Raw genomic sequence first — 19,017 nt, 5'->3', positions numbered from 1 at the left:
CGGGGCTCACCCGCCGGACGCGGTGGTCCTCCGGACGCGGTGGTCATCCGGCCGCCGCGTCCGGCGGCACGTCGTGGGCCGTGGCGAAGGCCAGCAGGGACGCCGCCGTCCGGGCCGGGTCCTCCAGCATGGGGGAGTGCCCGACCCCGGGCAGCAGCTCGACGGCCGCGCCGGGGACCGCCCGGTAGCCGGCGGCCGAGGACGAACGCCATCTCCGGTCGTCCTGGCCGAAGATCACCAGCAGCGGCTTGCCGAGCACGGCCAGCCGGTCGGGCAGCGTGCGCTGCCGCAGGTACTCCTCGGCGGCCTTCGAGGTCGTGGTGAGCGAGTGGTAGGTGAGGCCGCGCACGTCCTCGACCAGTTCGGGCGGGATCCGGTAGCCGGGGCGGCTGAACGCGGTCTCCAGGCCCCGCAGGAGGAGGCCGTCGGTGCGCAACCGCCACAGCAGCTGCCCGACGACGGGCACGAACAGCAGCTCGCCGACGAACCCGTCGGAGACGAAGGCGTCCAGGCCGGGCCCGGAGTCGACGAGGGCGAGCGCGGTCACCAGGTCGCCTCGCTGCTCGGCGAGCGCGGTGGCGACCGAGCCGCCGGTGGAGTGGCCGGCCACGACCGCGTGCCGCACGCCGAGCCGGTCCAGCGCCGCGCCGACCCGCCGTCCCTGCTCGGCGACGGTGTAGCCGCCGCCGGCCGGTTTGGCCGACCGGCCGTGCCCGAGCAGGTCGATGCGGATCACGCGATGCGACCGCGCCAGTTCCGGGACCACCGGGTCCCACCAGCGGGTCGAGCCGGCCAGGCCGTGGATCAGCACGAGCGCCGGGGCGCCGGCGGGGCCGTCCTGGCGGACGTACAGGCCGCCGCCGTCGAGGGGCACGTTCGACTCGCCCGCGGCCTCCTGCCCCGACACCACCAGCGTGTTCGCCAGGAGCAGCACGGCGACCGCGAGCAGCACGGCCGCCACGACGCGACGACGTCGGCCGCGGCCCTTCGCGCGCCGCCCGGCCGCCGGGCGGGCCGGGGTCCGGACCTCTTGGGAAGTCATCATGGCCACACTGTCGCGGGCCACCCGCCCCGCCGGCTTGTACGAATGTTCCCGCCCGCCACCGGCCGGGCCCGCACCGGCAAGGCAGTCACCGGGCGGGCCTTCACCGGTAAGGCCGTCACCGGCCGGGCCCGCATCGGCAAGGCGCCACCGGCCGGGCCGGGGCCGGGTCAGGCCACGTCGCGGCGGAGCGGCCGCAGGACGGCGGCCGCGCTCGCCAGCGCCGCGTACGCCAGCAGGACCAGCGCCCCGGCGGCCGGTGACAGCAGCCGGACCGGCTCGCTCGACAACTGGGCGGCCAGCGCGTCGGCCACGGCGGTGAAGTCGGTCAGCGCCGAGGTCGCGCCGCCGGGCAGCCACGGGTACAACTCCCGCACGCCGGGGATCATGATCAGCGCCAGCTCGCCGCCGTACAGGTAGCCGATCACCACGCACAGCGCCGCGACCTGGTTGCGGATCAGCGCGCCCATGCCCACGCCCAGCACCACGTAGACCGCCATCGCCACCCCCAGCCGGGCCAGCAGCGCCACGATCGTCCCGGCGGGCAGGCCCAGCTCGACGCCGCGGGCCGCGGCCACGCCGAACAGCGCCGCCCCGGCCGTCCCGGCCAGCACCAGCCCGTACGCCAGGCCCGCCACGGCGTAGGCGACGAGCTTGGCCACCAGCACCCGCCACCGGTCCGGCGCGAACAGGAAGGTGAAGTTCACCGTGCGGTGCCGGTACTCCGACGTGACGGCGAGCGTCCCGACGGCGGCCGGCACGAAGGCGGTGAACCCGAGGAACCCCAGGACGGCCCGCACCCCCGCCTCGGTGTCCAGCCCCGGCATCGGCGGCTCGAAGTTCTCCGGCCCGACCAGGGCCAGCAGCCCGATCAGACCGCCCCCGAGCAGGACGGCCGCCAGCGGCATGCCCCACCACATCCTGGTGGCCAGCAGGCGCCGGAACTCCGCCCGCACGAACCCGGTCATGCCGCCGCCTCCCCGTCCGCGCCCGCCTCATCCGGCGCGCCCGCCGCTTCCCCGCCCGCGCCCGCCCGCTCCCGCACGCCCGCCGTCTGGCCGGTGAGGCCGAGGAAGAGCCGTTCCAGGGTGGGGCGTTCGGTGGTCAGGCCGTGCACCGGCAGCCCGTGCGCCGCGGCCAGGGCGGCGACCCGCGCCGGATCGAGGCCGCGGACCCGCAGGTCGTGCGGGCCGGCCACGTCCACCTGCGCGGCCTCGGCGGCCAGCGCCGTGCGCAGGGCGGCGGCGTCGGGGGTGCGCACCAGCACGTCCGGCTCGGTGCCGCACAGCTCGCGCAGGGGGCCGGCGGCCAGCAGCCGCCCCCGCCCGATGACCACCACGTCGTCGGCGACCTGCTCCACCTCGGCCAGCACGTGGCTGGAGACCAGCACCGCCCGGCCCTGCGCGGCCATCTCGCGCAGGAACGAGCGCAGCCACGCCGCCCCCTCGGGGTCCAGGCCGTTGCCCGGCTCGTCCAGCAGCAGCACCCGGGGGTCGCCGAGCAGGGCGGTGGCCAGGTTGAGCCGCTGCCGCATCCCGGTGGACAGGGCGCCGGTCGCCCGCCCGGCGGCTCCGGCCAGGCCCACCAGGCCCAGCAGGTCGCCGACCCGGCGATCGGGATGGCCGCCCATCGCGGCGTAGACGCGCAGATGGTCGCGGACCGAATGACGGGGGTGGAAGGAGGCGGCGTCGAAGGTCGCGCCCACCACGGTGGTCGGTCGCGGCAGGTCACGGTAGCGTCGGCCGCCGATCGTCACGCCGCCGCGGGTGGGGGTGACGTGGCCGACCATCATGCGCATCGTCGTGGTCTTCCCGGCGCCGTTGAGGCCGAGGAACGCGGTGACCGCCCCGGGCCGGACCGTGAAGCTGAGGTCGTCGACGGCGGTCAGCGCGCCGTACCGCTTGGTCAGGCCGGTGACCTCGACGCCGGTCACGCGACCGCCGCCCGCACCGCGGCCCGGACCGCGGCGGCGGCCCGGCCGGCGTCGGGGACCGAGACGACCACCTCGTCGAACTCGCCGCCGGACGCGGCACGATCGAGCAGCAGGTGCACCGCCGGCGTGTCACCGGTCACCGACACGAGCTGCCGCCGCCCGCCGAACAGGCCCCACACGCCGATCTTGACGTGGCCCGCCACGCTCAGCCCCTTGCGCGCGCCGCGCGGGACGCGCAGCGGTTCGCCCGCGACCCGCACCTCCCGCACGGACGCGACCGGGCACGCGTACCGGCCGTGACCGGTGAGGAACCGCTCCCAGCGCCCGAACTCGATCGTGACCTGACCCTCGTCCACCCATACCGTTGCCACAGTTCAGCCTTCCTTCAGGGGAAGCAGGACGGTCGCCAGCAAGCGCGGCGTACGCCCCTCTCCCGGCTCGTTCGCCAGCAGAGGGCGCACCAGCTCGGCGAACCCCGTGGCGAAGGCGACGAACTCCTCGTCGTCCAGGTGCAGGACCACCTGCTGGTATCCGGCGCCGTCGGCGGCCAGGTCGACGCGGTCCCGGTCGAGGTAGCGCGCGAACTCCGACAGCAGGCTGCCGGCGAACGCGGTGAACCACCGCGCGTGGTCCTCCGCCGACGCGGCGGCCAGCGCCTCGGGGGACGGCGTCAGGCCGCCCTCGGGCACTGCGTAGACCCGTTCGGTCGCCCCGCCGACCTTGCGCTCCTCGACCACCTCCAGCATCCCGGCCTTGGCCAGCGTCGCGATCTGCCGGTAGAGCGTCGCCTGCGGCACGTCGGGCAGCAGGCCCGCCAGGTCGGAGGGCGTACGGCGGCCCCCGGCGACGGCGCGCAGGATGCGGATGCGCACGGGATGCAGCGCCAGCTCGGCCCAGCGCTCTGTCGAGGTCGTCACGTTTCACACGTTATCACTATCGAGAATGAGAATGACACGGCTGCGGCATTTCCGCATGTCAGTGGCCTTATGGGGGTATGTGACGCCCGAGGGGGACCCGGTGATGGGAGCGACGGTCGGATACCAGGCGGCGTTCGAGGCGCTGCCGTGTCCCTGCATGCTGCTCACCCGGAGTCAGGTCGTGCTCGCCGTCAACGACGCCTACCTGCGGATGACCGGCCAGGACCGGGCGGAGGTCGTCGGCCGCGCCCTGCTCGGCGCGGCCCCCGTGCTGGGCGGCCTGAGCGGGTCGGGGGCGGCGAAGGTGGGCGCCTCGCTGGAGCGGGTGGCCGCCACCGCCGCCGGCGACGTCGTGCCGCTGCTGCGCGACGACTGGGATCCGCCCGGCCGGCGCCACTGGCGGCTGGCGAACGCCCCGGTGCTCGGCCCGTCGGGCGAGGTGACGGAGATCGTCGTCGTCTTCGGGGACGTCACCGGGTCGCTCGAACCCCGGCCCGCCGCCCGCCCCGACGGCCGCGCCTCCGGCCCCCTGAAGCCCGACGCGCTGCTGCACCAGGCCTACCGCCAGGAGCAGCAGAAGGTCTCCATGCTGCACGAGACGATCGAGCACCAGCAGCGGTTCGTCTTCGACGCCGCCCACGACCTGCGCAACCCGATCACCGGCCTGCTGACCGAGCTGGAGGAGGCCCTGTCCGACCCCGGCGCCGACCTCCGCCGGACCCTGCGCAGCCTGCACCGGGACGCCGAGCGGCTCAACGACATCGTCGGCGACCTGCTCGCCCTGGCCCGCCTCTACACCGCCCCGCCGCCCGGCGCCGACCTCGTCGACCTGGCCCGCCTGGTGGTGGAGGAGCTGGACGCGCATCCGCCGAGCGCGTCCGTCCACACCCGGCTGGAGCAGGACGTGGTGGTCCGGGCCTCGCGGGTCCGGCTGGCCCGGCTGCTGTCCAACCTGGTGGCCAACGCCGAACGCCACACCACCAGCAGGATCGAGTTCGTGGTCGCCGCCGCGCCGCCGTACGCCGTCCTGGAGGTCATCGACGACGGGCCCGGCATCCCGCCCGAGGAGCGGGAGCGCATCTTCCACCGGCTGTACCGGCAGGAGCAGGCGCGCTCGCTGGACGCGGGCGGCTCCGGCTTCGGCCTGCCGATCGCCCGCGAGATCGCCCACGCCTACGGAGGCGATCTGTTCGTGGCCGACCACCCGGGTGGCGCCCGCTTCGTCCTGAGGCTCCCGCTGGCGACGTGATCGTCCGCGGGATCGGCGGGCTTATGTCGATGCTCAGCCATAAGTCGTGCGCCATTCGGCGAAGATAGACTTGGGCTCCTCTGAAGTGGCTGCCGTCATCGGCGGAGAGGCTGGTGTTGACTCTGGACACGCTCAACGGCGCGACGGCGGGGGCCGGCGCGCTGCTCTCCCTGCTGCGGGACGGGCCGCCGCGCACCCGGACCGAGCTGGTCCAGCTCACCGGCCTGGCCCGGTCCACCGTGTCCCTGCGCCTCGACGCGCTGCTCCGCCACCGCTGGGTGCTGCCCGCCGACGAGGCCATCTCCTCGGGCGGGCGGCCCGCGGCCATGTTCGCCTTCAACCGCACCGCCCGGCTCGTCCTGGCCGCCGACCTGGGCGTCACGCACGAGCGGGTGGCGATCACCGACCTCGGCGGCACGGTGCTGGCCGAGCGCACCGCCGACGCGCCGATCGACGAGGGCCCCGAGGCGACGCTCGGGCGGCTCGCGCGCACGTTCGCCGACCTGCTCGACGAGAGCGGGCGCGACCTGGCCGACGTGTGCGGGGCGGGCATCGGCCTGCCGGGCCCGGTCGAGTACCCGACGGGGCGCCCGGTCAACCCGCCCCTCATGCCGGGCTGGGACCGTTTCCCGGTGCCCGAGTGGCTGGGGGAGCGGCTGGGCGTGCCGGTCTTCGTGGACAACGACGTCAACATCATGGCGCTCGGCGAGCAGCGCGCCGGGCGGCAGGCGACCGGCCAGCTCGTCTTCGTCAAGATCGGCACCGGCATCGGCTGCGGCGTGATCTCCGACGGCCGCCTCCACCGGGGCGCGCAGGGCGCGGCCGGCGACATCGGCCACATCCGGGTCGCCACCGCCGACGACGGCGTGCTGTGCCACTGCGGCAACGTGGGCTGCCTGGAGGCCCTGGCCGGCGGGGCCGCGCTGGCCGCCCGCATCTCGGCGACCGGCGTGCCCGCCGCGGGCGGCCGGGACGTCGTCGCGCTGCTGCGCGCCGGCAACCGCGACGCCGCCCAGCTCGTCCGCCAGGCCGGGCGCGAGATCGGCGACGTGCTGGCCACGATCGTCAACTTCTTCAACCCGGCCGCGATCGTGATCGGCGGCGACCTGGCCGACGCCGGCGAACACCTGCTCGCGGGGGTGCGCGAGGCCATCTACAAGCGCTCGCTGCCGCTGGCCACCCAGCACCTGCGCATCCAGGTCAGCGAGCTGGGCGACCGGGCGGGCGTCATCGGGGCGGCCGTCATGGTGCTGGAGCACGTCCTGGCTCCGGAGGCGGTCGACAGCGCCCTGGCCGGCTGAGCTCGTCCGCGAAGCACCCCGCCTGCCCGCGCAGGCGGGGTGCTTCGTCGTTCCGGCCACGGGCCGAAACCGTTTCGTCTAGGACTTAACAGACTTTCGTTGACAATCATCAAAAGTCGGATCTACTGTCGCGATCTACGAAGGTTCTTCGATCGTCCGCCAATGGAACCCTCCTTCCCGGTCCACCCCCCACGGAAAGGGAACCTCCGCGATGCCTTCCAGCAGGCCCACCCGTGCCTCCCGATGGACGGCGCGGGTCAGCGCCGTCCTCCTGGCCATGTCGAGCGCGGTCGTGCTCCCCGTGGCCGCCCCGCCCGCCCGCGCCCACGCCGCCGTCGACCCCGCCGACTACCAGCGCGTCGAGCTGGCCAAGGGCGTCGCCGAGATGGGCGAGCCGATGACCATGGCCGTGCTGCCCGACCTGTCGGTGCTGCACACCGCGCGCGACGGGACGCTGCGCCGCACCGACGCCCAGGGACTGACCACCGTGGTCGGCGCGTTGCCCGTCTACACCCACGACGAGGAGGGCCTCCAGGGCGTCGCCGTGGACCCCGGCTTCGCCGCCAACCGGACCGTCTACCTCTACTACGCCCCCCGCCTGAGCACGCCGGCCGGCGACGCGCCCGCCACCGGCGCCGACTGGTCGGCCTGGCAGGGCGTCAACCGCCTGGCCCGGTTCACCCTCAAGCCCGACTGGACGCTCGACCTGGCCTCCCAGCGGACCGTGCTCGACGTGGCCGCCGACCGCGGCATGTGCTGCCACGTCGGCGGCGACATGGACTTCGACGCCCAGGGCAACCTCTACCTGTCCACCGGCGACGACTCCAACCCCTTCGACTCGGCCGGCTACGCCCCCATCGACGAGCGCCCCGACCGCAACCCCGTCTACGACGCCCAGCGCAGCGCCGGGAACACCAACGACCTGCGCGGCAAGATCCTGCGCATCAAGGTGAACCCCGCGGACGGCACGTACACGATCCCCGCGGGCAACCTCTTCCCGCCGGGCACCGCGCGGACCAGGCCCGAGATCTACGCCATGGGCTTCCGCAACCCGTTCAGGATGACCGTGGACAAGGCCACCGGCGTGGTCTACGTCGGCGACTACGGCCCCGACGCCGGCAGCACCGACCCCAACCGCGGGCCCGCCGGGCAGGTCGAGTTCGACCGCGTCACCGGCCCCGGCAACTACGGCTGGCCGTACTGCACCGGCACCAACACTCTGGCCGAGACCTACAACGACTACACCTTCCCCTCGGGCCCCTCCGGCCAGAAGTACGACTGCGCCGCGGGCGGCCCGGCCAACGACTCGCCGCGCAACACCGGCCTGGCCAAGCTCCCGCCCGCCAAGCCCGCCTGGATCAGGTACGGCGGCGACGCCGGCTCGCCGCCCGAGTTCGGCAGCGGCTCGGAGTCGCCGATGGGCGGCCCGATCTACCGCTACGACGCCGCCCTGAACTCCGCCGTCAAGTTCCCCCAGGACCTCGACGGGCACTTCTTCGCCGGCGAGTTCGGCCGCAAGTGGATCAAGGCGATCGACGTGGCCGCCGACGGCACGCGCGGCGAGATCGCCGCCTTCCCCTGGACCGGCACGCAGGTCATGGACCTGGCCTTCGGGCCCGACGGCGCGCTCTACGTCCTCGACTACGGCTCCGGCTACTTCGGCGGCGACGCCAACTCCGCCCTCTACCGCGTCGAGTACATCAAGGACCGCAACCGCTCGCCGGTCGCGGTCGCCAAGGCCGACAGGACGTCCGGGAAACTCCCGCTCACCGTGGCCTTCTCCAGCGCCGGCTCCGCCGACCCCGAGGGCGGCGCGCTCACCTACGCCTGGGACTTCGGCGACGGCACCACCTCCACCGCCCCGAACCCCACCAAGACCTACACCACCGAGGGGGAGTTCACCGCCACGCTCACCGTGCGCGACCCCCAGGGCAACGCCGGCACCGCCGGCGTGGTCATCACGGCCGGCAACACCGCCCCCGCCGTGAGCATCGGCACGCCCGCCCCCGGGACGCTGTTCACCTGGGGCGACACCGTGCCCTTCACGATCGGGGTGACCGACCCCGAGGACACGCAGATCGACTGCGCCAAGGTGAGGATGACGTACGTGCTCGGCCACGACAGCCACGGCCACCAGATCACCTCGAAGAACGGCTGCGCGGGCGAGCTGACGATCCCGGCCGACGGCGAGCACGACGACGCGGCCAACATCTTCGCCGTCTTCGACGCCGAGTACACCGACAAGGGCGGCCTGACCACCCACACCCAGCACGTCCTGCAGCCCCGCCACCGCCAGGCCGAGCACTACGCGACGATGTCCGGCGTCTCGCAGATCTCCAAGGCGGCCGCGCACGGCGGCAGGACGGTCGGCGACGTGCACAACGGCGACTGGATCGCCTTCACCCCCTACCGGCTCGACGACGCCAGGACGTTCCGGGCGCGGGTCTCCTCGGGCGGCGTCGGCGGCTCCATCGAGGTGCGCGCGGGCTCGCCCACCGGGCCGCTGCTCGGCAAGGCCGCCGTCCCGGTGACGGGCGGCTGGGAGACCTTCACCGACGTGCAGGCCCCGCTGACCGGCGCGACCGCCGCGTCCACCACGCTCTACCTGGTCTTCACCGGGGGCGCCGGGGCGCTGTTCGACCTCGACGACTTCACCCTGGCCAAGGAGGCGACGGCGATCGGCACGATCCGCGCCGCCGACGGCAGGTGCGTGGACGTCGCGGGCGCCGGCACCGCCGACGGCACCAAGGTGCAGCTCTACTCCTGCAACGGTACGAACGCCCAGAACTGGGCCATCGACGGCCAGACCGTCAAGGCGCTCGGCAAGTGCCTCGACGTGGCCGGGGCGAGCAGCGCCGACGGCACCAAGGTGCAGATCTGGACCTGCAACGGCACGGGCGCGCAGAAGTGGACCGCCGAGGGCGGCGCGCTCAAGGCGCTCGGCAAGTGCCTCGACGCCACCGACCCGGCCCAGCTCGTCATCAGGACGTGCAACGGCGGCACGCCCCAGAGGTTCACCACCGCGACCCCGGCCGCCGGCGGCCCCGCCGTCCTGGTCTTCTCCCGGACGGCGGGGTTCCGGCACGACTCGATCGCGGCGGGCGTCCAGGCGATCAGGGATCTCGGGTTCGGCGTGACCGCCACCGAGGACCCGGCCGCGTTCACCTCGGCGAACCTGGCCGCCTACAAGGCGGTGGTCTTCCTCAACACCACCGGTGACGTGCTCGACGCCGCGCAGCAGGCCGCGTTCGAGGCGTACGTCAAGGCGGGCGGCGGCTACGCCGGCGTCCACGCGGCCGCCGACACCGAGTACGACTGGCCCTGGTACGGCGGTCTCGTCGGCGCCTGGTTCGCCGCCCACCCCGCGGTGCAGAAGGCGACGGTCAAGGTCGAGGACCGCGCCCACCCGGCGACCGCCCACCTCGACGCCACCTGGCCGCGGACGGACGAGTGGTACGACTACCGGACCAACGCCAGGACCGGCGCCCACGTGCTGGCCACCCTGGACGAGTCGACGTACTCGGGCGGCACGATGGGCGCCGACCACCCGATCGCCTGGTGCAAGCCGTACGACGGGGGGCGTTCCTTCTACACCGGCGGCGGGCACACCGCGGAGTCCTTCGCCGAGCCCGCCTTCCGGCAGCACCTGCGCGGCGGCCTGGCCTACGCCACCGGCCAGGCCAAGGCCGACTGCCGTCCCGAGACCGGCTACACCACCCTCTACAACGGCTCGACCACCGGCTGGGAGCAGGCCGGGCCGGGCGGGTTCGCCAACGCCGGCGGCACGCTGACCTCGCAGGGCGGCATGGGCCTGCTCTGGTACAAGGCCAAGGAGTACACCACCTCCTACTCGCTCAAGCTGGACTGGAAGCTGGCCGGCGACGACAACTCCGGCGTCTTCGTCGGCTTCCCGCCCTCGACCGACCCGTCCTCGGCGGTGAACAACGGCTACGAGATCCAGATCGACGCCACCGACGCGCCGGACCGGACCACCGGCTCGGTCTACGGCTTCAAGGCCGCCGACATCGCCGCCCGCGACGCCGCGCTGAACCCGCCGGGGGAGTGGAACACCTACGAGATCCGGGTCGAGGGCGAACGCCTCCAGGTGTTCCTCAACGGCGCCAAGATCAACGACTTCACCAACACCGACCCGGCCCGCTCGCTGAAGAACGGGCACATCGGCATCCAGAACCACAGCGACGCCGACCAGGCGTCCTTCCGCAACATCCGGATCAAGGAGCTCGGCCCGCCTGCCGGGGACTCCGTCGTCCAGGCCGAGACCTGGGCGCAGGCGTCGGGCGTGGCCACCTACTCGCACGCGCCCGCGCACGGCGGCACCGTGCTCGGCTACGTCAACCCGGGCGACTGGGCGGCCTACGACGTGGATCTCACCGGGGTCACCGCGTTCCGGGCGCGGGTGGCCTCGCCGGGGCCGTCGGGCGGCTTCGAGATCCGCACCGGCTCGCCGGCCGGGCCGGTGCTCGGCGCCGTCACCGTGCCGGGCACCGGCGGCTGGGAGTCCTACGCCGACGTCTCCACGGCGCTGACCGGCGTGCCCTCCGGCGCGGCCCGGCTGTACCTGGTGTTCACCGGCGCGAACTTCGACGTCGACGACTTCACCCTGGTCCGCGCCGCGGCCAGGACGCCGGCGAAGCGGGCCCGTTAGCCGCCGGGCCGGTGGCTCCCACGCGGACGGCCGCCGGCAGCCGCCGGGCCGGTGGCCGTCACTTGGACGGCCACCGGTCCGGGACGGGGTCAGGGCAGCGCGTAGCCGAGGACCTGCTCGTGGATCAGGCCCTCGCAGCCCGCCTGGTCCGTGACCAGGTGGTCGCCGCTCGCGGCCCGGCACCGGTGCAGCGCCACCGATCCGGGCACCTGGCTGGTGTAGACGTGCCCGACCGGGCCCATCGGGAACTGCCCCTCGCAGCCGGGGTCGCGGGTGAGCATGGTGTGCGCGCCGACCTTGCACTCGTACAGGGGCACGGTGCCGGCCGCCTGGTCGCGCAGCAGCTTCCACACGCGTTCCTGGGTGAAGCCGGGCGGCAGCAGCCGGGAGCTGGCCACGTGCCCCTTGCTCGACTGGTAGCCGCGGCGCAGCTGGGTGTGGGGCAGCAGCTCGAAGCCGCACGACAACTGCGGGGGCGACAGGTCGTTCCGGTTGGCCAGCGCCCACGTGGCCCAGGCCGGCTTGGCCGAGCCGTCGGTACGGCGCAGCCCCACGCCGAGGCCGGCCGCCGTCTCGTCCGGATGGTCGCTCATGCGGTGCCAGACGTAGCTCTCGATGCCCGGCGTGCCGAGGACGTTGCGGAAGGAGTTGCACAACTGCGACGCCTGCGCGGCCTCCGACGAGGGCGACAACGAGTTCACGCCGCTCTCGGTGAGCTGCACCTGCCAGGCCGACGGCGTGTTCGGGAACTGCTGGCGCAGCCAGCCGACCAGCACGCCGATGTTGCCGTAGGTGACCTTCGGGAAGTCGTCGGCGGAGAACTGCGGCGCCAGCAGGTTCGGCGGGTAGGGGTGGTAGGCGACCCGCCAGGCCCGGTTGCCGGCCCGCGCCGCCAGGCCCTTGAGCACGGTCATGCCCGACAACATCGCCTCGGAGGCGGCCGGCTGGTCGTAGGCGGTGCCGAAGTGGTGGTCGAGCGAGGTGAGCACCTTCGCGGTGGGCTGCTGGGCCATGACGGCGTCGTAGGCGGCGTTGTAGTTCGCGGCGATCGCGTCCAGCCAGGCGGTCGTGCCGCAGGCCGTGCCCTGGCCGCAGCCGATGTCGAACCAGGTGTTGCTGTTGACCTCGTTCATGACGACGAAGTCCGCGATGCGGCCGTTGCCGTGCTGCCCGTCGTAGCGCTGGGCCAGCATGCCGGCGAAGCGGCCGTAGTCGGCCGGGTCGTTCGGGACGCAGAACTTCTCGAACCCGGGGGCGGCGGGCGTGCAGGGACGGGCCCCGCGGGCCCAGCCCGGAGTGCCGTAGACGACGGCGGTGACGACGAGACCGCGGGCGGTCCAGTCCCTGATGGCGGCGTCGACGGCCGAGCCGACGGTGAAGCAGCGGCCGCCGAACTCCTGCGCGCCCGCCGCGCACGGCGGCGCCTTCACGCTGGGCTCCCAGTCGGCCCAGATGAGGTTCATGGCGACGCCGCCGGCGTTGTTGCCGGCGATCTCGTTCTTGTCGGGCCAGAAGTCCGGTTGCAGGCCCTTGATGCGGTAGTCGGACCTGACCGGGTACGGCAGAGCGGCGGCGGTGGTGACGGCGGCGGCCGGAGCGGCCGGAAGGAGAAGTAAGAGGACGGCGGCGATGCGGGCAACCCAACCCATGGGACCTCCTGGATTTAAACGTCTCAACAATGAGGCCCCGAAGGCGGCCAGGCAAGACCCGATTCGCTGCGGCGGACCGACTTGAAACGTCACTGAGGAACGGTCGACGCCCTGACCATGAGCTCCGGCTGGAAGACGATCTCCTGGTGCCAGTGGTTGGCGTCGCCCCGGGCGTCGGTGAGCAGCAGCTCCGCGGCCGCCTGGCCGAGCTGGTGCTTGGGCTGGCGGACCGAGGTCAGCGACGGCGACAGCAGCTCGGCGAACTCGACGTCGTCGTAGCCCAGCACCGCCATGTCGTGCGGGACGCGCACCCCGCGCCGCTCCAGCCCGCGCAGCGCGCCCAGCGCCACCGTGTCGTTGACGCAGAACAGCGCCGTCGGCCCCTTGCGCGCGGGCAGCCGCTCCAGCGCCGCCTCGCCCTCGCGCGGCGTCAGCGCGGGCAGCGTGACCTCGGTGATCACCTCGTCGGGGTCGAGCCCGGCGGCCCGCACCGCCCTGGCCAGCCCCTCGCGCCGATCGGCGCACTGGCGCACGATCGGCGGCCCGTTGAGGAAGGCGATGCGCCGGTGGCCGAGCGCGAGCAGGTGGGCGCCGGCCAGCTCGCCGCCCCGGACGTTGTCCACCGCCACCGCGCAGAGCTGGGCGTCGGCGCCCGGCCGGTCGAGCAGCACCATGCCGATGCCGCGCCGGCGCAGCTCCACCAGGTGGGAGATGTCGGGCCCGGCGGGCGTGATGAGGATGCCGGGCACCCGGTGCTGCTCCAGGATCTGCAGGTAGTGGGCCTCCTTCTCGACCGAGTCGCCGGAGCTGCACAGCACCAGGAGCAGCTGCTCCTGCGACAGCCGGGTCTCGATGCCCGGCAGCACCTCGCTGAAGAACGGGTTGCCGATGTCGCGTACCATCACGCCGACGGAGCGGCCGGAGCCGCCGCGCAGCTGCCGGGCCGGCGCGCTGGGCACGAAGCCGAGCGTCTTGATGGAGGCGCGCACCCGGCGCAACGTGCGCTCGGCCACCAGCTCGGGCCGGTTGAGCACGTTGGAGACCGTTCCCACGGACACGCCGGCATGGGCCGCGACGTCGACCATGCTGAGCCGGCGGCGCTCGGCCGGCTTGTGGATGTCGGTCACCGGTGGACAGCCCTTCTGGTCACCTGGCAGAGAGGGCCAGTCTACTGGTTGAAATGTTTCAGCCAAACGAACCCGCGCTGCACATCTGGAACCGGGGGCATTGACGGATGTACCTCACGGTGCCTACGGTGCGCATTGCTTGAAATGTTTCAACTAGCCAGGAGTACCCTTGTCGCATCTCGCCGTGACCGACCTGCGCGTCGAAGGACTGGCCGAACCACTCGGCCTCGACGTGGACACGCCGGAGTTCTCCTGGCGGATCACCGGGGCCGGGCGTGGACGGGCGCAGAGCGCGTACCGGCTGGTCGTGGCCCGGGAGGGCGATCCGGCCGACGAGGAGGCCGAATCCGTCTGGGACAGCGGCGTGGTGAACTCGGCCGCGACCTTCGACGTCCCGTACGGCGGCGCCGCGCTGCGGCCGAGGACGCGCTACCAGTGGCGGGTCAAGGTGGCCGACGAGCACGGCGAATGGTCCGGCTGGAGCCCCGCCCACTGGTTCGAGACAGGGCTCGGCGAGGCCGGCGGCTGGATGGCGGGCTGGATCGGCACCCCCATGGTGCCCGGCTCCGAGCGGCTGCCGTCGCTGGAGAACGTGCCGCGCATCTGGGTCGCCGGCCCGCTCGGCCCGTCCGGGGCGCCGACCGGGGCGTTCCGGACGCGGTTCTCGGTGCCGGGCGGGGCCAGGCCGCTGTCGGCGTGGCTGGTGATCGGCGACGGCGGCCGGACCGAGACGGCCGGGCCGGCCGGGTCGGTCCAGGCGGTCCAGGCAGCCGGGCCGGCCGAGTCGGTCGAGGCGTACGTCAACGGGGTGCGGGTCGCGGGGGAGCGGCGGGCGGGCGCCTTCGTGGCCGACGCCGGCGACCTGGTGGCCTCGGGCGAGAACGTGCTCGCGATCAGGGCCGCCGGGCCGGGGCTGTGCGTGCGGCTGGAGGTCGTGGTCGAGGGGCGGCCCGCGCTGCCGCAGCTCGTCCCGGTGGCGGGCGAGAGCACGGTGACCGTCACCTCCGGCGGCCGGTGGCGGGCCGAGGACCGGCCGGGCGAGGGCTTCGAGCAGCCCGGCTTCGACGACTCCGGCTGGCGGCTGGCCGAGGAGGTCGGGCTGCACGGCGACCCGCCGCTGGGCCGTGAACCGGTCGGCGACCGGCCGAGCCCGTACCTGCGGCGCGAGTTCGGCGTGCCGTCGCCGGTGCGCCGGGCCAGGCTGTACGCCACCGCGCTCGGCGTCTACGAGATCCACCTCAACGGCGCCCGGGTCGGCGCCGACCACCTGGCCCCCGGCTGGACCGACTACCGCCACCGCGTCACGTACCAGACCTACGACGTGACGGCGCTGGTGTCGGAGGGACGCAACACGATCGGCGCGGTCCTCGCCGACGGCTGGTACGCCGGCAACATCAGCTGGTTCGGCTCCTTCCAGTACGGCCGCCGCCTGGCCTTCCGCGCCGAGCTGGAGATCCTGCACGAGGACGGCACCCGCACCCGGCTGAGCACCGACTCCGACTGGCGCGCCGGCTCCGGCGCGATCCGCTACGCCGACCTGCAGAACGGCGAGCGGCAGGACCTGGCGGCCGAGCCGCTCGGCTGGACGGCCGCCGGGTTCGACGACTCCGGCTGGGCGCCCGCGGTGCCGGTGAGCCCGCCGGCCGGCCGGGTGACCGCCTCCGTCGCGCCGCCGATCCGGGTGCACGAGGAGGTGGAGCCGGTGCGGGTGTGGGAGCAGCGGCCCGGCGTGTGGATCGCCGACTTCGGCCAGAACCTGGTCGGCTGGGTCCGGCTCACCGGCCGCGCCGGCCGCGACCGCCCGGTGGTGCTGCGGCACGCCGAGGTGCTCGACCACGAGGGCGGGCTGCACCTGGCCAACCTGCGCTCGGCCCGCGCCACGGACGAGTTCCTGCCCCGCGGCGAGCAGGCCGAGACGTTCGAGCCGAGGTTCACCTTCCACGGCTTCCGGTACGCCGAGGTGTCCGGCCTGCGCGCGGCCCCCGAGTCGATCACGGCCAGGGTGGCCCACGCCGCGATGGAGCCGGCCGGCGAGTTCACCTGCTCCGACGAGCGGCTCGACCGGTTGCAGCGCAACATCGTGTGGGGGCAGCGCGGCAACTTCCTGGCCGTCCCCACCGACTGCCCGCAGCGGGACGAGCGGCTCGGCTGGACCGGCGACATCTGGGCCTTCGCCCCGACCGCCCTGTTCAACTACGACGCCGCCGCCTTCCTGCGGAGCTGGCTGACCGACGTGGTCGACGCCCAGGGCGACGACGGCGCGGTCACGCACGTGGTGCCCGACGTGCTGTCGGGCCGCGGCCTGTCGCCCAACCCCAAGGAGGCCGGCTCGCCCGGCTGGGGCGACGCGCTGATCATGCTGCCGTGGGCGCTGCACCGGCTGCGCGGCGACGCCCGCGTGGTCGCCGCCTGCTTCGAGCCGATGCTGCGCTGGCTGGCCTACCTGGACCGGCGCTCCGAGAACGGGATCTTCCCCGACGAGGGGTTCGGCGACTGGCTGTCGATCGGCGCCGACACCCCCAAACGGCTCGTCGGCACGGCGGTCTTCGCGCTGTCGGCCCGGCAGCTGGCCGGGCTCGCCGCCGCGCTCGGCCGCGACGCCGACCGGCGCTCCTGCCTGGAGCTGTACGAACGGGTGCGCCGGGCCTTCCGCGCGGCCTTCGTCGAGGGCCCCGGCGTGGTGGCGAGCGGCACGCAGACCGCGTACGTGCTGGCCGTCACCGCCGGGCTGCTGGAGGAGCACGAGCTGCCCAGGGCCGCGGCCCGGCTGGCCGGTGACGTCGAGGCGCGCGGCGGCCACCTGTCGACCGGGTTCCTCGGCACGCCGTACCTGCTGGACGCGCTCACCTCGACCGGACGGCTGGACGTGGCCTACCGGCTGCTGACGCAGGACACCTTCCCGTCCTGGCTCTACCCTGTCGTGCACGGCGACGCGACGACCATGTGGGAGCGCTGGGACTCCTGGAGCCACCACCGCGGGCTGCAGGACCCCGGCATGAACTCCTTCAACCACTACGCCTACGGCGCCGTCGGCGACTGGATGTACCGGACGGTCGGCGGCCTGGCCCCCGGCTCGCCCGGCTACGCCGACATCGTCGTGCGCCCCCGTCCCGGCGGCGGGATCGGCTGGGCGCGGACCGCCCACCGCACCCGGCACGGCCAGGTGGAGATCTCCTGGCGGCTGACGGACGGCGGCCTCGCCCTGGACGTCGTCGTGCCGCCCAACACCCGCGCCGAGGTGCACGTGCCCGCGCCGCCGGACCGGGTGACCGAGGGCGGCCGGCCGGCGGCCGAGGCGGAGGGCGTGACCTTCGACCGCCTCGACGGCGGGGCCGCGGTCTACCGGGTCGGCTCGGGCTCGTACGCGTTCCGCACCCCCGCTGAGAGGCATTGACGATCGTGACCAGCACCAAAGCGCGCCGCCGGATCCCGTGGGGCGTCTACCTCGTCCTCCTGCCCACCTTCGCCCTGCTCGCGGCGTTCGCCTACTACCCGGCGCTCAACGGCATGCTGCACTCGCTGTACGAGTGGCGGCCGGGCTTCGGCTCGCCGTTCGTCGGCCTGGACAACTACCTCACGATGCTCGGCGACGACCTGTGGTGGGCCTCCTTCCGCAACGCCGGGATCATCTTCGTCTGGGCCGTCACCCTCATGTGGGTGTTCCCGTTGCTGGCCGCCGAACTGGTGATGTCGCTGTCCGGCGAGCGGCTGCGGTTCGTCTTCCGCACCCTGCTCATCCTGCCGCTGGCCTTCCCGGCCGTGGTCAACGTGCTGCTGTGGCAGTTCATGTACGACCCGCGCGACGGCGTCGTCAACAGCCTGCTGCGCGCGCTCGGCCTGGACGGGCTGGCGGGCAACTGGATCGGCGACCCCGCCACGGCGCTGGCCGCGCTGATGACGATCGGCTTCCCGTGGGTGGCCAGTCTGCCGTTCCTGGTCTTCCTGTCGGCGCTGCAGAACGTGCCGGCCGAGATCTACCAGGCCGCCGAGGTGGACGGCGCCGGCCGGCTGCGCCGCTTCTGGAGCATCGACCTGCCGATGATGTTCCGCGACGTCAAGCTGCTGCTGGTGCTGGCGGTGATCTCGGTGCTCCAGTACGGCATGCAGGCCCACATCATGACCAAGGGCGGCCCCGACAACGCCACGCAGGTGCCGGTGCTGCGCATGCTCGACGCCGCCTTCGTGGACACCAGCTGGGGGTACGCGGCCGCGCTCGGCACCGTGCTGTTCGCCCTGACGCTCGGCGTGAGCCTGGGCGCGCTGGCGCTCGGCAGGAGGTCGGGATCGTGAGCCGGACCCGCAGGACCGACCTGGTGGCCGGCGGCGTGCTGGCGGTGCTGGCCTTCGCCGGGCTGTTCCCGTACCTGTTCATGCTGGCCGCCTCGGTCAAGGACAACGAGCAGTTCTTCGGCAGCTACTGGTCGCCGGCCTGGCCGGTGCACCTGGACAACTACGCGGCGGCCTGGGAGCAGGTCAGCCCGTACCTGTTCACCTCGTTCGTGGTGGCGGCGCTGGCCATCGCCGGCACGATGCTGCTGGCCCCGGCGGCGGCGTTCGTGTTCGCCCGCTACCGCTTCCCCGGGCGCAACGCGCTGTTCGGGCTGGTCGCGGCGCTGCTCATGGTGCCCTCGATCACCAGCCTGATCCCGCTGTTCGTGCTGATGCGCGACCTCGGCATCCTGGACAGCCGGCTGGTGCTGATCATCCCGCACGTCACCGCGAACACGGTCTTCGGGATCGTCGTCATGCGCACGTACATGGCGCAGATCCCCGAGGAGATCTTCGAGGCGGCGCGGGTGGACGGGGCGGGCGGCGTCCGGCTGTTCCTGGCCTTCATGCTGCCGCTGGCCCGGCCGGTCATCGGCACGGTCGCGCTGATGACGGTGCTCGGCGTGTGGAACGACTACTTCTGGCCGCTGCTCACCGTGCAGACCGACGCCTACCGGACGATCCCCGCGGGGCTGGCCTTCTTCGCCAACCAGAACGCGCAGCAGTGGGGCCCGCTGTTCGCCGGCTACGTGCTGGCCAGCCTGCCGCTGGTGGTGCTGTTCACGTTCCTGTCCAAGTGGTTCCTGGCGGGCATCCAGGGCGGCATCGTGTCCGGCAAGTGAGCCGGCGCTCGCGATTGAAACG

Annotated in this window: 13 protein-coding genes; 6 read left to right on the top strand and 7 right to left on the bottom strand. The window is 73.7% G+C overall.

All coding sequences use genetic code 11. The annotated features are described in order from the left end of the window. Positions 1-43: 43 nt before the first annotated feature. From ACIBK9_RS35535 to ACIBK9_RS35515, 5 genes are all read right to left on the bottom strand, one after another. Entirely contained in the window at positions 44-1,045 is a 1,002-nt protein-coding gene (locus ACIBK9_RS35535) for an alpha/beta fold hydrolase (RefSeq protein ID WP_397163047.1), read from the bottom strand. A 167-nt stretch (positions 1,046-1,212) separates the two neighbouring features. Then, positions 1,213-2,010, bottom strand: a complete 798-nt coding sequence (locus ACIBK9_RS35530; protein ID WP_397163046.1) for an ABC transporter permease — start codon at positions 2,008-2,010, stop codon at positions 1,213-1,215. Beyond that, positions 2,007-2,975, bottom strand: a complete 969-nt coding sequence (locus ACIBK9_RS35525) for an ABC transporter ATP-binding protein (RefSeq protein WP_397163045.1) — start codon at positions 2,973-2,975, stop codon at positions 2,007-2,009. The genes ACIBK9_RS35530 and ACIBK9_RS35525 overlap by 4 nt, the downstream gene beginning before the upstream one ends. Further along, positions 2,972-3,346 (bottom strand): hypothetical protein, encoded by a 375-nt coding sequence (locus tag ACIBK9_RS35520; protein ID WP_397163043.1) that lies wholly within the window; start codon positions 3,344-3,346, stop codon positions 2,972-2,974. Before ACIBK9_RS35520 ends, ACIBK9_RS35525 begins: the two co-directional genes overlap by 4 nt. A 3-nt stretch (positions 3,347-3,349) precedes the next feature. Further along, positions 3,350-3,892: a helix-turn-helix domain-containing protein gene (locus tag ACIBK9_RS35515; RefSeq protein ID WP_397163042.1), complete on the bottom strand. Its 543-nt coding sequence runs from the start codon at positions 3,890-3,892 to the stop codon at positions 3,350-3,352. 103 nt (positions 3,893-3,995) lie between these two features. Here ACIBK9_RS35515 and ACIBK9_RS35510 point away from each other — a divergent pair, with 103 nt between their 5' ends. From ACIBK9_RS35510 to ACIBK9_RS35500, 3 genes are all read left to right on the top strand, one after another. Then, positions 3,996-5,141 carry a sensor histidine kinase gene (locus ACIBK9_RS35510; protein ID WP_397163040.1) on the top strand — a complete coding sequence of 382 codons (1,146 nt, stop codon included), beginning with the start codon at positions 3,996-3,998 and terminating at the stop codon, positions 5,139-5,141. A 113-nt stretch (positions 5,142-5,254) separates the two neighbouring features. Continuing rightward, positions 5,255-6,442, top strand: coding sequence for an ROK family protein (locus ACIBK9_RS35505; protein WP_397163038.1), 1,188 nt, complete (start codon positions 5,255-5,257; stop codon positions 6,440-6,442). A 211-nt stretch (positions 6,443-6,653) separates the two neighbouring features. Next, the gene (locus tag ACIBK9_RS35500) at positions 6,654-11,108 is read left to right on the top strand and encodes a ThuA domain-containing protein (protein ID WP_397163037.1); all 4,455 of its coding nucleotides are present in this window, start codon (positions 6,654-6,656) and stop codon (positions 11,106-11,108) included. A gap of 89 nt (positions 11,109-11,197) precedes the next feature. On the opposite strand, the gene ACIBK9_RS35495 is transcribed toward ACIBK9_RS35500, so the two are convergent. Together ACIBK9_RS35495 and ACIBK9_RS35490 are read right to left on the bottom strand one after the other, a co-directional pair. After that, positions 11,198-12,757 (bottom strand): DUF5722 domain-containing protein, encoded by a 1,560-nt coding sequence (locus ACIBK9_RS35495; protein WP_397163035.1) that lies wholly within the window; start codon positions 12,755-12,757, stop codon positions 11,198-11,200. Positions 12,758-12,846: 89 nt separating this feature from the next. Further along, complete coding sequence (locus ACIBK9_RS35490; RefSeq protein WP_387680919.1) at positions 12,847-13,884, bottom strand: LacI family DNA-binding transcriptional regulator; 1,038 nt, start codon at positions 13,882-13,884, stop codon at positions 12,847-12,849. Positions 13,885-14,053: 169 nt separating this feature from the next. Here ACIBK9_RS35490 and ACIBK9_RS35485 point away from each other — a divergent pair, with 169 nt between their 5' ends. From ACIBK9_RS35485 to ACIBK9_RS35475, 3 genes are read left to right on the top strand one after another with little or no spacing between them, the layout of a single operon-like run. Further along, positions 14,054-17,278, top strand: coding sequence for a family 78 glycoside hydrolase catalytic domain (locus tag ACIBK9_RS35485; protein ID WP_397163034.1), 3,225 nt, complete (start codon positions 14,054-14,056; stop codon positions 17,276-17,278). Positions 17,279-17,283: 5 nt separating this feature from the next. After that, positions 17,284-18,174, top strand: coding sequence for a carbohydrate ABC transporter permease (locus ACIBK9_RS35480; protein ID WP_387680913.1), 891 nt, complete (start codon positions 17,284-17,286; stop codon positions 18,172-18,174). Continuing rightward, entirely contained in the window at positions 18,171-18,995 is an 825-nt protein-coding gene (locus ACIBK9_RS35475) for a carbohydrate ABC transporter permease (RefSeq protein ID WP_352360359.1), read from the top strand. Before ACIBK9_RS35480 ends, ACIBK9_RS35475 begins: the two co-directional genes overlap by 4 nt. Positions 18,996-19,017: the final 22 nt, after the last annotated feature.

Source organism: Nonomuraea sp. NPDC050227, assembly GCF_044459705.1.
Lineage (GTDB): Bacteria > Actinomycetota > Actinomycetes > Streptosporangiales > Streptosporangiaceae > Nonomuraea.
This window is presented reverse-complemented; position numbering and strand designations above follow the sequence as displayed.

Bases quoted from the DNA above. Each gene is read 5' to 3' on its own strand.
- ACIBK9_RS35535 (WP_397163047.1), bottom strand. From the start codon at position 1,045: ATGATGACTTCCCAAGAGGTCCGGACCCCGGCCCGCCCGGCGGCCGGG.
- ACIBK9_RS35510 (WP_397163040.1), top strand. From the start codon at position 3,996: ATGGGAGCGACGGTCGGATACCAGGCGGCGTTCGAGGCGCTGCCGTGT.
- ACIBK9_RS35500 (WP_397163037.1), top strand. From the start codon at position 6,654: ATGCCTTCCAGCAGGCCCACCCGTGCCTCCCGATGGACGGCGCGGGTC.
- ACIBK9_RS35530 (WP_397163046.1), bottom strand. From the start codon at position 2,010: ATGACCGGGTTCGTGCGGGCGGAGTTCCGGCGCCTGCTGGCCACCAGG.
- ACIBK9_RS35495 (WP_397163035.1), bottom strand. From the start codon at position 12,757: ATGGGTTGGGTTGCCCGCATCGCCGCCGTCCTCTTACTTCTCCTTCCG.